Origin of the sequence: uncultured Methanofollis sp. (genome assembly GCF_937919355.1) — an archaeon.
In the GTDB taxonomy this organism is placed as follows: Archaea; Halobacteriota; Methanomicrobia; order Methanomicrobiales; family Methanofollaceae; genus Methanofollis.
This window is the reverse complement of record NZ_CALFSA010000009.1, coordinates 1-14,723: the sequence shown is the minus strand read 5'-3', so window position 1 is coordinate 14,723 and position 14,723 is coordinate 1. Positions and strand designations below refer to the sequence as shown.

Sequence of the window (14,723 nt, the reverse complement as noted above, 5' to 3'; positions counted from 1 at the left end):
CCGACTCAGGATTGATCCGGGAAGAGAGAAAAGGAGATCGAGGAGGAGACTGCCATTCACTCCCTACCTGATGGCAGGTACGACATTCTCTTCCAGGACTCTGACCCTTTCTTCCCGGAACCTATCCTGAGCGGGGAACGAGCGATAGCGAGTTCAAGAAAATCTCTGATTTTCGGCGTAGTCCCCCGGCGGACGGGAAGGGGAAGGCAGAGGATCAGGACGCACGATCTACCTTTGTAGGAGGATATCTACAGAACCTGATTTTCGATTGAAACCCCGCCACATACGTCAAGAATAGAATATCTCCAGATCCGTTTCATGAGCGATCCTCCAGGACCTTTGCACCAGCAATCCGGCAAAAACCCTGTTTTTTTCCATTTACACCTGGTTTGCACCAGAGAGAGAAGCAACCCGCGGCCAGGGATCGATAAAAGAGACCACTTAATCCCGTTGATCACCCTCGTTTGCACCACCCCGGATTTCACAGGGAGGCACACACCGCGGCCGACCATGCCGTGTGTTCTCCGGGTGGTGTGCAAATTTACCGGGGTATCTGTACACACTTCTCTCTCTATACTCTGTACGCACATACACCTCAGGAACGCTCCCCTTCTACATCCGGATCATTTCCACCGCCCTGGTGCAAATCAGGCGCGAAGGTGGAAAGGGTCGGCCGCGTGTCGCCGTCCATCCCCGATCATGAGAAATGAGGAGAGGAGAGGAGAGAAGGGCTTCCTCTCCCCACCCGAAAAAAAAGTTTCAGATCCTCTTCCAGATATAGACGAACCTCTGGAGAGCGGTGTAGTGGCCGAAGATCCCGAAGAAGACCAGGAGCCACCCCAGGTACGGCATCCCGTAGACCGTCATCCCGAGGAAGAGATCGAGGAGCCCGGCGATCATGAGGAGGACAAGCCTGTCGGCACGCCCGAGGATGCCGCCGTAGTAGCGCCCGACACCGAGGGCCTGCCCCTGCGTCCCCATGTAGGACGACATCAGGACACCCGTGAGGGCAAAGACCCCGATCTCCCACGAGGCCGCACCCCCGGCGAAGATGCCGGTGATGATGGCAATGTCGGCATAGCGGTCGGCGACGTGGTCGATGAAGTCGCCGCGCAGACTTGCGACCTTGAGTTCGCGGGCGAGGGCGCCGTCCAGCGCGTCAAAGATCGCGTTGACCGCCACAAGGACAATGGCGACCGCGAGCATCCCCTGATAGAAGGCGAGGCCCGCCGCAAAGGCGGCGAGGAGAGCGCCGACGGAGAAGAAGTTCGGGGTCAGGCGGAGGGCCCTGGCCGCATTGATCGCCGGCGTCAGGAGACCGGCGACATAGGGACGGAAACGGTCGAGTGTCATAGCCCCTCCAGCAGGTACGACGACCAGTCGATCGAACCCGAGGAGGGCGGCACCGTCCCGGTTGCAAAACCCGTGATGAGGTCGGCGGCCTCGTCGGGTGGGGTCGTCGTCGTATCGATCTCAAGCACCTGACTCTCTTCAAAATTTTCCCGTGTCTCGACAAGGATCACATCGAGCGCCTCGGCCTCGGCGTTCTCCCGCACCTTCGCCTCAGCATATCCACGGGCCGCGAGACGGTCCTCCAGGACATCGGGCCTGCACCTGAGGACAACGACACGGTCGCAGGGGAGGAGGTGGGCGAGGTGCCCCTCGACAAAACCGTCCACCGGAGTGAACGCCGCCGCCCATGCCTCCTCGTCCACGATCTTCGTATCGCGTGCAGGGTCGTCACCGAGGACAAAAGGCCCGACAGTCTCGCTGGCGCGGACGACCACATGGCCACGCCGCTCCAGGATCCCGGCGATGGTGCTCTTCCCCGTCCCCGGCGTACCCGTAATACCGATCATCATAGTCCTGTAATCCCGCGTAGAAACAGTTCGTTCTCCCAGTCCGCACCGATACTGACCCTGATATAGTGGTCGTCAAGGCCGGGGAAACTCCGGCACGACCTGACAATCACACCGCGGGCGGCGAGGCGCTCCATCGCCTCATCACCGCTGAGAGGTGCGACGTCGACGAGGATAAAGTTCGCGTCAGACGGCGTCACCGGCAGGGGGATCCCGGCCATGAACCGCTCCCTCCACCTCCGGACATGCGCCACGGCCTCTCTGATGTGCGCCCGGTCGGACAGGGCCGCACCTGCCGCTGCAAGGGCGACGGTGTTCACGGCAAAAGGCGTGGACGCCCGGTCGAAGGGGGGGAGGAGACCCTCCGGGACAAAGGCATAGCCGAAGCGCAGACCGGCAAGGGAATAGGCCTTCGACATGGTCCGCCCCTCGATGAGGGTGTCGTACTCCTCCATCAGGGGCCGGTAGTCGATATCAGAGAACTCGATATACGCGTTGTCCAGGAAGAGGAGGCAGTCGATACCGTCAAGGATCTCCCGCACCGTCTCGACAGGGACGGCGTTCCCCGTCGGGTTGTTCGGCGTGCAGAGGAAGGCGAGTTTCGCGCCGCGGCACGCCTCGACGAACCGCCCGGCATCGACCGAGAAGTCCGGTTCCCGCGGCACGTTCACGACCTCCGCACCCTGCGCCGCCGCCGCAAGACCGTAGAAGGAGAAGGTCGGAGTGGAGACGACGACACGGTCGCCGGGTTCGACCACCGTCCGCACGACCGTCTCGATCACGCCGTCCATACCGTTCCCGATGATGAACGCATGGTCGCCGTGCACCGCCTTCAGCGCCCTGAAGATAGCGTCGGGGTGACCGGCAGGGTACCGGTTCCCCTCCTTCAGGGCGGCGAGACCGGCGGCGACCACCGCATCTGACGGCGGGAAAGGGTTCTCGTTGCTCGCCAGGCGTGCGACGCGGTCAAGCCCGTTCTCGCGGGCGATCTCCTCCGCGCTCTTTGCAAAGACATACCCGCCGGGCGCGGCGTACTGCCGTCTAACGAAGCGCCGCATTGATGACCCCGACAGCCGTGTCGATCTCCTCGTCCGAGATCACCAGGGGCGGGACCAGGCGGATGTTCCCGTCTGCCGCACAGTTGATCAGGACACCGTGCTCGGCGCAGTACGCCTGCACCGCAGGACAGCGTTCGCCGAGGGTGAAACCGATCATGAGGCCGCGCACCCGCGGGTTGTGGGCGGCGAGACCGCGGGCGAAACGTTCCGCCTTCTCCGGGATCGACGGGAGAAGCCCTTCGATGACGGCGATCGTCGCCCGTGCCGCGGCGCAGGCGAGAGGCCCGCCGGCGAAAGTGCTGCCGTGCTCGCCCTTCTTGAACTCAAGCCCCTCGCGGGCGACAAGCGCACCCATGGGGAAACCGCTCGCAATGCCCTTCGCCATCGTGACGATGTCGGGCACCGCCTTCGTGTGCTGGAAGGCGAACCACTTCCCGGTCCTGCCCATGCCGGTCTGGACCTCGTCGACGATCATGAGAGCGCCCTTCCGGTCGCAGACCTCCCTGATCCCTTCGAGGAACCCATCGGGAGCGGGGATGACACCGGCCTCGCCCTGGATCGCCTCGACGATCACGCCCGCCGTGTCGGCGTCCACCGCCTTCTCCAGGGCGGCGAGGTCGCCGTATTCGACGAAGGTGCAACCGGGCTCAAGAGGCTCGAAAGGTTCGCGGATCGGGGGCTTGAAGGTGACGGCAAGCGACCCCATCGTCCTCCCGTGGAAACTGTGGGTGAAAGAGACGAACTTCTTCCTGCCGGTGGCAAGGCGTGCAAGTTTCAGCGCACCCTCGTTCGCCTCGGCCCCGGAGTTCGAGAAGAAAGCCTTGCCGTTCTTGAAGCCCGATATCTCGACGACCTTCTTCGCAAGTTCGGCCTGGTTCGGCACATAGTAGAGGTTCGAGCAATGGATCAACTCGTGCGCCTGCGAACAGATCGCCTCCACCACCGCAGGGTGGCAGTGGCCCGTGCTGCAGACAGCGATCCCGGCCACACAGTCGATATACTCCTTCCCGTCCGCGTCCCAGACATGCGCACCCCGCCCGCGCACGACCTCGATCGAGCGCGAGAAGGCGGGCATGTAATAACGGGCGTCCAGTTCACGATAATTCCGTGATAACTCCATCATAATACCGTCCCTCACTCGTATTCTATGGTCGCAGGGGGCTTGGGAGTTACGTCGTAGACGACCCTGGAGACCTCCGCGATCTCCGAGGTGATCCGGCCGGCAATGGCGGTGAGCACCGGGAACGGCACCTCCAGCGGGTCGGCGGTCATGCCGTCGCGGGAGTTCACCGCCCTGACGGCGACGACCCAGCCGAAACACCTGACGTCGCCCTTGACCCCGGTCCCCCGACCGAGGAGAGCGGCAAAGCACTGCCACGGCTGGTAGCGCTCCACCAGTTCCTCCTCGACGATGGCGTTCGCCTCGCGGGCGACCGCAATCTTCTCGGGCGTCACCTCGCCGAGGACGCGGACCGCAAGGCCCGGACCCGGGAAAGGCATCCTGTGCTGGATCTCAGCCGGCAGACCGACGGCCCCGGCAACCTCCCGCACCTCGTCCTTGTACAGGTCGCGGAGGGGTTCGATGACCTTCTCGAAGAGCATGTGGATAGGCATACCGCCGACATTGTGGTGGCTCTTGATCCCGCCCTCGCTCTCGATCCTGTCAGGGTAGATCGTCCCCTGCAGGAGGTACTTCGCTCCCGTCGCCTTCGCCTCGCGCTCGAATATCCGCACGAACTTCTCGCCGATGGCCTTCCTCTTCTCCTCGGGGTCGGTGATCCCCTTCAACGCCGCGAAGAACTCGTCGGCCGCATTGACCCTCTTCAGACCGAGGTCGCAGAAGAGTTCGCAGATCCGCTCGCTCTCCCCCTTCCTCATCAACCCGGTGTCCACGTAAATGGGGACCAGGTTCTTCCCGATGGCGCGGCTCGCAAGCACTGCGCACACCGACGAATCGACACCGCCGGAAAGGGCGACGACGACCTTCTCGTCCCCGGCCTCCCTCCTGATCTCCTCGATCGCGGTCTCGATGAACTTCTCTACCTTCACCATTGCCTGCACTTCCTCTACTGTTGTTTCTCTTTATTTTCCCTGCACGCGTTCACGAACCCGAGATACGGCGGCGACGGCCGTGTCGGCCTCGACCTGAACTCAGGATGGAACTGCGTCGCAAAGAAGAACGGGTGGTCCGGCAGTTCCAGGATCTCCATCCTGTTCCCGTTCCTGCCCGAGAAGACGAGCCCCGCCTTCTTGATCTCCTCGATATACGCGGGGTTCACCTCATAACGGTGGCGGTGGCGCTCGACGATCTCGGCCTGCCCGTAGAGGTCCCGGGCCCGCGTGCCGGGCGAGACATCGACGGTGCAGTTTCCAAGACGCATTGTCCCGCCGAGGTCTTTCACCTCTTCCTGCTCCGGGAGAAGGGCGATGACCTGCGTGCCCTCCCCGAACTCCTCGGAGATGGCGTCCTTGTAGCCGAGGACGTCACGGGCGAACTCGACGACCGCCATCTGGAAACCAAGGCAGATGCCGAGGAAGGGTATCCGGTTCTCCCGCGCATACTGGATGGCGCGGATCTTGCCCGGCACGCCCCGCGGCCCGAACCCGCCCGGCACAAGGATGCCGTCCAGGTCGGAGAGGTCGGTGCCGTTGAAGGTCTCGGCGTCGAGCCACCTGATCCGCACCTCGGTCGAGAGGGCGCGGCCGGCATGCTTCAGCGCCTCCTTGATCGAGAGATAGACGTCCTCGATCCCGTACTTGGTCACGATCCCGATCGTCACCCTGCTCGTGTACTCGGCCGTCACCGTGTGGTACCACTCGGAGTCCACGCCGCGCTTTTCCAGGCCGAGAAGGTCGAGGAGGACATTTGCCATACCCTCTTTCTCCAGTTCCATCGGCACCTGGTAGATGTCGGGTGCGTCGGCCGCACTGACAACCGCACTGACCGGGACATCGCAGAAGTCGGAGATCTTCCGCCTGGAATGGCCGGGCAGGACGCGGTCGCTCCTGCAGACGATGATGTCGGGCCGCAGACCGAGTTCGCGCAGCGCCTTGACCGAGTGCTGCGTCGGTTTGGTCTTGAGGTCGCCCATTGTGTCTGCCGGGACCAGAGTCACGTGGACGAGTGCGGTGTCCTGCGCCGGGAGTTCGCGGCGCATCTGCCGCACCGCTTCCAGGAACGGCATGCTCTCGATATCGCCGACTGTCCCGCCGACTTCGACGAGGCAGACCTCGGCCCTGTGACCGTGGTTCTCGAAGGCCTCGGCAGTTTTCTCGATGTGGCCCTTGATCTCGTCGGTGATGTGCGGGATGATCTGGACCGTGCTGCCGAGGAAGTCGCCGTGGCGCTCTTTCTCGATGACAGTCTTGTAGATCTTCCCTGTCGTGATGTTGTGGGGCCGCGTCAGTTCGATGTCGAGAAACCGCTCATAGTTGCCGAGGTCGAGGTCGACCTCGCCGCCGTCGCTGAGCACGAAGACCTCGCCGTGCTGGGCGGGGGCCATCGTGCCTGCATCGATGTTCAGGTAGGGATCGATCTTGATGGCCGTGACCTGGTATCCCCGGTTCTTCAGGATCCTCCCTATCGATGCCGCAGTAATGCCCTTGCCAAGGCCGCTCATTACGCCGCCAGTAACGAATATATACTTCAAAACAAATTCCCCGCGGATCTCGTCGTACCCTATTATGTCTCTCCGGAGGATTATAGTTCTTAGGATGAGGATATCCGCCTCTCTATTTGTCTCAAATCAAGAGAGGAAACAGAGGTGGAGGATGCAACGCCGGAGGTCGTCCTGGAATTGATCAGGACCCCTCTATGACGATAGGGAGACGGAGTGCAATCTCTCCCGGCAGGATGGATCTCCATTCTGTCTTCCCCTGTATGAGGACCAGACCCGAGTCCCCGATTCTATCTCGCTCGCTCACGACCTCTCTCTCATGACGGCAAAGGAGGCGGCCGTCCGCGCAAGGAGGGTGCCGTCGGCGCCGGCGATCTCGCCCTCGACAAAGGCGACGGCATGGCCTTTTCTGACGACACGGGCCGTGGCCTTCACCGTGCCCTCCCGCACGCCCTTGAAGTACTGCGTCGTCTCGGAGATGGTGGCGATATGCTCGCCCCCGGCGAGGAGGGTGGTGAGGGCGAGGGCCATCGCCTCGTCGGCAAGGGAGGTGTAGATGCCGCCCTGCAACCACCCCGCACCATTGTGCATCTCGGGCCGCACCTCCATCGAGAGCACGGCCTCGCCCCCGCCGAAAGATACGACGTCAATGCCCATCAGAACAAAAAACGGGTTTGCCTCCCGTCCTTTTGCCTCGATCTCCTGGAGATATCCCATGGTCAGGAGTGGGACCGTCTCCGGCATAACAATTCCCTGACCCTGAAAAAACCATAAAGGAACAGGCCCTATTACCCCATCATGGACACCGACGAGAAAGAGATGCTCAAAGACCTTATCTGGCTCAACGCCGTGATCGCAACAGAACTGATCCAGATCACGGAGAACACCTCGCAGATACTCAGGAAAGAAGCGCCCCCGGCAACATGCCGTGCCGACCACCAGGCACTCCGCGAGACAGCGCTTGCAATGGCGGAGAAGTACCGCCCCGGCACCGCCCTGCCCCGTCACCTCCGCGGCCACCAGTGATCTGACCTGTCCCAACGGTCGTGCCGACCGCCTGTCTGCAAAGATAAAGTTATTGGGAAAAATCTCCCATTGAGTGATATGAAACTCGTACTCGCCATTGCACCGGACAGATTCCGCGACGAAGAACTCTTCGTCCCGCAGAAAGCATTCGCAGACGCGGGCGTGGAGACCGTCATCGCCTCGACGAAAACCGGCACCTGCGAGGGGATGCTCGGCGGTGCGGCAGAAGCGACGACGACCTTTGTGGAGGTCGCACCCGAAGCATACGACGGGATCGTCATCGCCGGCGGCATCGGTTCGCAGGACTTCCTCTGGGGCAACAACGACCTGATCAGGCTTGTGCAGACCTTCGCAAAGGACGGTAAGGTCGTCGCCGCGATCTGCCTCTCACCTGTCGTCCTCGCCCGCGCAGGCGTGCTGAAGGGTAAATCGGCGACCGTCTTCAACAGCCCGGCCTCGGTCAGCGAGATCAGGCGGGGAGGGGCGACGCTGACGGACAGAGACGTCGTCGTCGACGGAAAGGTTGTCACCGCAAACGGTCCGTTCGCTTCGAAAGCCTTCGCCGCCTCGGTCCTCTCCGTCCTCTCCCCCATCTCCCCCTGAAGACCTTTTTTTTCGGGCTCCGGAGAGACCCCCGGAATCCGGTCGCAGTATCTCATTCCCCCCTGCGCAACTTTGCCGGGATACAAAAGCGCACGAGAGGTGCACGGGAGATGGTTTGCCACACTGACCTGAGAAGAGAGACGGCACAATAGAGGGACACTCCCGGCAATAAAGATAGGGGTGACGGCAAATGGGAAATACACAACTATTATAAGTGCTGATGGCTACCTCGTCCATAAGGGACGTGGGAGCGGATAGTGTGGAGAGTTCGAATATTGACCGTCTGGAGTCAGGGATTTCCCACCTGCTCCTGACGATGGACCGTTCCGGGGACGGCATCCTGATCAGCGATCAGGAGAGGACGATCATCTATGCCAACAATACATTCGGCCATATTTTTGGGCTTTCTCCGGGCGAACTCCTCGGGAGGGACGTCATGGAGGTCATGGAATCCGAACTCACCCCCCTTTTCGAGGACCCCGAATCCTTCAGGGTCAGGGTCGAGGCGGTCTACAGGAAGTCCCGCGAGTGCAGGGGGCCGGAGTTGTCCCTGCGCGGCGTCGGGTCACGGTGGATCACCTACTCCAGTCATGTCATTACAGGGAGCGCCCTGCAGGGCCTGAGGATCGATATCTTCCGCGAGATCACCGGGATCAAACGGGCAGAGGACGTCCTCCTCCAGAAAGAGAAACAGGTGAAGGACATGGCCGCAGTTCCGGGCAACGCGGCCACGGATGCAGGGGTGTCCTGCCTCTCCACTCTTGCCTCTCTCTGTCAGGACAGGGCGCACACCGCCGGGGATGTCACGGGAAGGGCCGCACACCTCGTGCTGGAGGCGGCCCCCTGGTGCTCGTGGGTCGGGATCGAAGCACCGGGCATCCCCGCAGCATCGGCGGGACGCCGGAAGAAGAAAGATGCGGAGACCACCATCCCCATCCCTCTGGAGGGGGAAGGGGGAAGACTCCGCATCAGGCACGGGGCAGACCGGTCCCTCCCCGCCGGCGGTGACGCCTTCCTCCGCACCGCCGCGGGGATGATCGGGATGTACCTCGGGGAACAGGCGGTGCGGGAAGCGGCGCGGCAGTCGGAGGTCACCTACCAGACGCTCCTTGAGACCACCGGCACCGCCACCTTCCTCCTCAACAACGAGGGCGAGATCCTCAGGGTGAACTCTGAGTTCGAGCGCACCTACGGGTATGCCGCCGCCGACCTCAGGGGCGGCTTCACGTGGGCCTCCTTCGTCGACGAGGAGGACCGCCCCATGGTCAGGCAGTTCCACGAACTCAGACGCACCGGGGCTGCGGACATACCGAAGTCCTACGAGTGCCGGACATACACGAAGGACGGCACCCCGAGGGACATGATCGTCAACGTCTCCCTGATACCGGGGACGAAATACTCCATCATATCCCTCGTCGACATCACCGAGCAGAACGAGACCGAGGTCGAACTCAGGGAGAGCGAGCACCGCTACCGACTGATCACCGAGAACGCCACCGACGTCATCTTCACCCTCGACCCGGACCTCAGGTTCGCCTACCTGAGTCCGTCGGTCGAACGTCTCCTGGGCTGGCCTGCCGCAACGATGGTCGACCGTCCGGTGACCGACGTCTTCCCCGCCGGCAAAGACAACTCATTCTCCGAGATCGCAGGCGAGATCCTGACGGTCGCTGACGAGGGAGGGCCGGTCTCGCGCGTCCTGGAGCAGGAAGTGCACCGTGCCGACGGCAGCGCCGTCTGGGTCGAGGTACGGGTCAATCCCCTGCGTGCAGGCGACGGGACTCCCTTCGGCATCATGGGGGTCGTTCGCGATATCAGCGACCGGAAACACGCCGAAGAAAGGGAGATCCAGTACGTCAGGGAACTCTCCTTCCTCTCCAGTGCGGCAATGGGATTCGTCGAACTCCCGCCCGAAGAGGAGATCTACCGGTATATCGCCGACCACCTCTGCGGTCTCCTTGAAGACGCCCTTGTCATCGTCTCCCGGTACGACGACCTTGAAACGACCCTCACCGTGCGTGCGGTCTCCGGCATCGACGAAGACCGTTCTCCCCGCCTTTACTCCCTGGCACGCGGTTGCAGGGGCATGACTGTCACCGTGCCGCCCGACCTCATCGAGAACCTCGGGAGGGGCGTTGTCCTGCCACTCGAAGGGCGGGAGAAGTCCACCCTCCTTGCAGGCCCGGCCGGGACGATCGTCGATACCTTCGCAAAAGGCACAGGCAGGAAAGAATACGTCGTCGGGATTGCACGGGGCGACGAACTCTTCGGGTGCGTGGTCATCGTCCTCAGGGACGAGGTCTGCCTTGAATCGGTCTCGACGATCGAGACCTTCGCCCACCTCTCCTCGGTGGCGCTCCAGCGGCGGTTGCTCGAGGTCGAACTCGAATCGACAAAGTCGCGTCTCCAGCACATCCTCTCCTCAAGTCCCGTGGTGATCTTCTCGGCAGAACCGGCGGTCACAGGGCACGGCATGGGCCCGATCACCTTCGTGACCGAGAACATCACCGGCCTCATCGGTTTCGAGCCGCAGGAGATCATCTTCGACTCCGCATTCTGGTCCACCTACATCCACCCCGCCGACCGCCTGCGTGTCCAGGGGGAGGAATATGCCGCACTCATGGAGGATGGCAGGCAGACCTTTGAGTACAGGATCAGGCACAAGGACGGGAAGTACCGCTGGGTCCACTCAGAAGTGCGCGTCATCCGCAATGACGAAGGGAAGGTGGTCGAACTCATCGGGTCGGCGATCGACATCTCGGAGAGGAAGCGGATCGAGGAAGCCCTCAGGGTCATGGACAGCGCCATCACCTCCTCGATCAACCCGATCATCATCACCGACCTCGAAGGCGACCTTGTCTTCGCAAACCGCTCGGCCCTGAAACAATGGGACTACGACGACATCCAGAAAGTGGTGGGAAAACCGCTCGACAGGTTCTGGGCCCAGAAGAAGCAGGTCACCGCAATCCTGGACCGCATCGATAAGGACGGCGGGTGGACGGGCGAACTGGTCGGGAAGAAAAAGGGAGGGAAACGTTTCCACGCCAGCGTGTCGGCAAACATGGTGACGGACGAGGAGAACGAACCTCTCTGCATCATGCTCTCCTTCGCCGACATCACCGAGCGGGTCGAGATCGAGCAGGAACTGGCAAAGTACCGGACGCACCTCGAGGAACTCGTCCTCGAAAGGACCGAGAGACTGACCCGGGCGAACGAACATCTCGCCGCCGAGATCTCGGAGCGCAAACGCGCCGAGGAGCATGTCAGGGCACTCAGTTCGTTCAGGGAGAGCGTCATCGAGAATGCCATGCTCCTCCTCACCGTCATCGACGACGACGGGTGCGTGAGTGTCTGGAACAAGGCGGCGGCCGAGATCACCGGGTTCGACAGGGAAGAAATGGTCGGAAAGCCTGTCGGCACGGTCTGGGACGTCCTCATCCCCGACACCGTCTCGCGGGACGCCATCATGAACGAGATCAGAGAGAGGATCGCCACCGGGGGACGGATCGAGAACATGGAACTCCCGATCCGGGCGAAGAGCGGCGACGCGAAGATCCTCGTCTGGAATGCCCGCCCGCTCGCGGACGACAGGAAGAAGGGAGTTGTCGCTCTCGCCGAGGACATCACGGTGCGCAAGAAAATGGAGGAGGAGATCAGGGCGAGCGAGGCCCGCTACCGTTGCGTGGTCGAGGACCAGACAGAATGGATCTGCCGGTTCGGGCCGGACCTGCGCCTCTCCTTCGTGAACGAGGCGTGTTGTCGGTCTTTCGGGCGCAGCAGGGACGAGATGATCGGGTCCTCCGTCGCCACACTCCTCCCCGACGACTGCAAGGACCTCCTCCCCTCCCTTGCCGGGCAGGGTGCGGGAGGCAGGCAGAGCAGCGTCACCCTGGAAGGCACTGCACGGGACCCGGAGAGCGACGGCGACCTGCGGTGGCACCAGTGGACGTTGCGGGCGATCTTCACTCCGGGCGGCGCCATATCGGAGTATCAGGCCGTCGGCCGCGATATCACCGAGATGAAGAAGGCCGAAGAGGAGTTTGTCAGGACAGAGAAACTCCTCTCCCTCTCCGAACTTGCCGGCGGGATCGCCCACGACTTCAACAACATCCTCACCTCGATCATGGGCAACCTCAACCTCGCCCGCATGAAACTCGCCCCTGACGATTTCGTCTACCACCGCCTGACCGAGGCCGAGGCGGCGACGATGCGGGCGGGAGAGATCACGCGGCAACTCTTCAGTTTCTCCGACAGGACAGAGCCCAGGAAAGACACGCTGGAGGTCGCCGGCATCGTCCGTGAAGCGGCAAATTACGCTCTCCGCGGCTCGAAGAGCACATGCAGGTTCGACCTTGCGCCCGGGCCGATGCCCGTGGACGCCGATCCGGCCCTGATCCTCCAGGTGCTCCAGGCACTGATCATCAATGCCGACCAGGCGATGCCCGGCGGGGGTGCGGTGACCATCGGGGCGGAGGTCGTGGAGGTGTCGGGGAACAACCCCGTCCCCCTCCCGATCGGTTCGTATGTGCGGATCACGGTGAAGGACGAGGGGGTCGGTATCTCGAAGGAGCACATGGGGCGGATCTTCGACCCCTATTTCACGACTAAGAAGCATGGTTCCGGCCTCGGCCTTGCCGTTGCCCTGCCCATCATCAAGAACCACGGGGGGTGGATGGACGTGACGTCAGAACCCGGCGCCGGGACAACCTTCTCCCTTTATCTGCCATCGTCAGCACATACTATACCTGCAGAGATGAAAACCGAGGTCATACCGTCGGGCAGGATCGGTTCGATCCTGCTGATGGACGATGAAGCAGGCATTCTCGAGACCACCAGCGACATTCTCCGGCACCTCGGCTACACGGTGACGACGGCACAGGACGGCGAAGAAGCGGTGACCCGCTTTGAAGAGGCGCTGAAGGAGGGGAAGCCCTACGACGGTGTCATCCTCGACCTGACCGTGCCCGGCAGGATGGGCGGGGAGGAGACGTTCAACCGCCTCCGCGAACTCGACCCGGCGGTGAAGGTGGTGGTGTCGAGCGGGTACCTGAACGACCCTGTTGTCAGGGACCCGAAGAGGTTCGGGCTCTTCGGGAGTATCGGGAAGCCGTACAGGATCGACGAACTCTCCCGCATCCTGCAGAACCTCCTCAACACGTGAGTTTCTGGTGACGGGAGAGCCAGACTTTTTTCATTACCCTTATTGGTGCGTGCGGTGAAGGTACTCGCATCCACGCATGACCGATCAACCACCAGCCGATGCCGGGAAGGAGGCCTTCGCCCTCTATGAGGCAGGGAAGTACAGGGAGTCGATCGACCTCTGCACCCGTCTCCTGAACGGTTCAGACGACACGTCCCTTGCTGTCCTCGTCGCCACAGACCTCTTCGCCCTCGGGGAATACGGCGATGCAGAGGCGCACATCCGCGACCTTCTCAGGAAGATGCCGGGTTCTTCGTATCTCCACAGTTTTCTCGGCCGGGTGCTTGCGGCGCGGGGGGACGGGCGGGCGATCGCCGCCTATGCCCGCGCCGTCCAGCTCGACCCGGCAAACGAGGAGGCCCTCAGGGCCTACGCGGCATATTTCACCGGAAAAAGCGACCAGATGTCGGCTGTCCCGATCCTCTCCGCACTCGCACGGGCTTCGGGGAAGAAAGAAGACGCACGGGCCCTGGTCCGCGCCCTCATTGAGTGCGGGCGCGGGGAGGAAGCGCTCGACGCCTACCAGGAACTCCTCGACGGGAGCGGGGCCGATGCCGAGTACATCGACGCCCTGATGGTCGCCGGGCGGCACCGCGACGCCGCGGCGACATCGGTCGAGATGTTCAGGAAGACAGGGGACCCGGCGTTCCTGCGGCAATATCTCGCCGCTCTCTCCGCCTCCGACCGCCCGGCGGCTCTGAGGATCTTTCCCCGGTACCTGGAGGACACCCCGGACGACGACCTCCTCTTCGACTATGTCCTCCTCCTCAAGTCGGAAGGGATGTGCCGCGAGGCCCTGGAAGCCTGCGAACGTCTCCTTGCCCGGAGTCCGCACCCGATCCACCAGCTCGTCGCCTGCGAACTCATCGCGGCGACGGGGCAGACAGACCTTGCGCGGGAGTGTTATGAGGCGTTGATCAGGGAGGAGATCGCCGGGATGGACGACCCCGAGACCCTGGAGATGGCCGTCGCCGCCTATGAGCAGTTTCTCAGGACAGCGTACGCCCCGGAGACCGTGCCGGCGTGCTACCTTGAGACCGTTTCACAGGACCCCAATGTCGTCAGCCTCACGCGCACAGGCCTCTTCTATGCCTCTTTCGGCGAGATGGACACGGCGCGGGACTGGCTGTACCGGGCGTACAGGCTCGACTTCCTGAACGGCGGTATCGAATATGCACGGTTTCTGGTGCGGAGGGGTGAGACGCGGGAGTGCGAGAAGATCCTCATCCACATTCTCACGAACACGCAGCGGGTCGCCGACCTCGTGAAGGTGGCGGAGGCCGTCATCGACGGGGGCGACGGAACTGGAACCGGGACCGGGACCGGGGGCGGGGGGAGGCGGGTCCTCGACGCCCTTGTC

Annotated in this window: 11 protein-coding genes; 4 read left to right on the top strand and 7 right to left on the bottom strand. The window is 62.7% G+C overall.

Translation table 11 applies throughout. From position 1 onward, the window contains the following. Nucleotides 1-759: 759 nt before the first annotated feature. From Q0520_RS00485 to Q0520_RS00455, 7 genes are all read right to left on the bottom strand, one after another. A complete protein-coding gene (locus tag Q0520_RS00485; protein WP_298665256.1) occupies nt 760-1,353 on the bottom strand; it encodes a CDP-alcohol phosphatidyltransferase family protein in 594 nt (197 codons plus the stop codon). Then, on the bottom strand, nt 1,350-1,862 hold the full coding sequence (locus tag Q0520_RS00480; protein WP_298665253.1) for an adenylate kinase family protein: 513 nt from the start codon (nt 1,860-1,862) through the stop codon (nt 1,350-1,352). Before Q0520_RS00480 ends, Q0520_RS00485 begins: the two co-directional genes overlap by 4 nt. Next, complete coding sequence (gene hisC, locus Q0520_RS00475) at nt 1,859-2,917, bottom strand: histidinol-phosphate transaminase (protein WP_298665250.1); 1,059 nt, start codon at nt 2,915-2,917, stop codon at nt 1,859-1,861. The genes Q0520_RS00480 and hisC overlap by 4 nt, the downstream gene beginning before the upstream one ends. After that, the gene (locus tag Q0520_RS00470) at nt 2,901-4,037 is read right to left on the bottom strand and encodes an acetylornithine transaminase (RefSeq protein ID WP_298665259.1); all 1,137 of its coding nucleotides are present in this window, start codon (nt 4,035-4,037) and stop codon (nt 2,901-2,903) included. The genes hisC and Q0520_RS00470 overlap by 17 nt, the downstream gene beginning before the upstream one ends. A gap of 14 nt (nt 4,038-4,051) precedes the next feature. Beyond that, on the bottom strand, nt 4,052-4,969 hold the full coding sequence (gene guaA, locus Q0520_RS00465) for a glutamine-hydrolyzing GMP synthase (protein ID WP_298665247.1): 918 nt from the start codon (nt 4,967-4,969) through the stop codon (nt 4,052-4,054). A 14-nt stretch (nt 4,970-4,983) separates the two neighbouring features. Beyond that, nucleotides 4,984-6,567 (bottom strand): CTP synthase, encoded by a 1,584-nt coding sequence (locus tag Q0520_RS00460; RefSeq protein ID WP_298665244.1) that lies wholly within the window; start codon nt 6,565-6,567, stop codon nt 4,984-4,986. A gap of 270 nt (nt 6,568-6,837) precedes the next feature. Beyond that, nucleotides 6,838-7,251, bottom strand: coding sequence for a PaaI family thioesterase (locus Q0520_RS00455; protein ID WP_298665241.1), 414 nt, complete (start codon nt 7,249-7,251; stop codon nt 6,838-6,840). 81 nt (nt 7,252-7,332) lie between these two features. On the opposite strand from Q0520_RS00455, the gene Q0520_RS00450 reads away from it, so the two are divergent. From Q0520_RS00450 to Q0520_RS00435, 4 genes are all read left to right on the top strand, one after another. Next, nucleotides 7,333-7,560 carry a hypothetical protein gene (locus Q0520_RS00450; RefSeq protein WP_298665238.1) on the top strand — a complete coding sequence of 76 codons (228 nt, stop codon included), beginning with the start codon at nt 7,333-7,335 and terminating at the stop codon, nt 7,558-7,560. Between the two features lie 78 nt (nt 7,561-7,638). After that, on the top strand, nt 7,639-8,163 hold the full coding sequence (locus tag Q0520_RS00445; protein ID WP_298665235.1) for a DJ-1/PfpI family protein: 525 nt from the start codon (nt 7,639-7,641) through the stop codon (nt 8,161-8,163). A gap of 259 nt (nt 8,164-8,422) precedes the next feature. Beyond that, complete coding sequence (locus Q0520_RS00440; protein ID WP_298665232.1) at nt 8,423-13,324, top strand: PAS domain S-box protein; 4,902 nt, start codon at nt 8,423-8,425, stop codon at nt 13,322-13,324. A gap of 76 nt (nt 13,325-13,400) precedes the next feature. After that, on the top strand, nt 13,401-14,723 hold a 1,323-nt coding region (locus tag Q0520_RS00435), incomplete at its 3' end, for a lipopolysaccharide assembly protein LapB (RefSeq protein WP_298665230.1).

Coding starts and splice junctions, on each gene's coding strand:
- Q0520_RS00485 (WP_298665256.1), bottom strand. CDS start 1,353: ATGACACTCGACCGTTTCCGTCCCTATGTCGCCGGTCTCCTGACGCCG.
- Q0520_RS00480 (WP_298665253.1), bottom strand. CDS start 1,862: ATGATGATCGGTATTACGGGTACGCCGGGGACGGGGAAGAGCACCATC.
- hisC (WP_298665250.1), bottom strand. CDS start 2,917: ATGCGGCGCTTCGTTAGACGGCAGTACGCCGCGCCCGGCGGGTATGTC.
- Q0520_RS00470 (WP_298665259.1), bottom strand. CDS start 4,037: ATGGAGTTATCACGGAATTATCGTGAACTGGACGCCCGTTATTACATG.
- guaA (WP_298665247.1), bottom strand. CDS start 4,969: ATGGTGAAGGTAGAGAAGTTCATCGAGACCGCGATCGAGGAGATCAGG.
- Q0520_RS00455 (WP_298665241.1), bottom strand. CDS start 7,251: ATGGGATATCTCCAGGAGATCGAGGCAAAAGGACGGGAGGCAAACCCG.
- Q0520_RS00450 (WP_298665238.1), top strand. CDS start 7,333: ATGGACACCGACGAGAAAGAGATGCTCAAAGACCTTATCTGGCTCAAC.
- Q0520_RS00445 (WP_298665235.1), top strand. CDS start 7,639: ATGAAACTCGTACTCGCCATTGCACCGGACAGATTCCGCGACGAAGAA.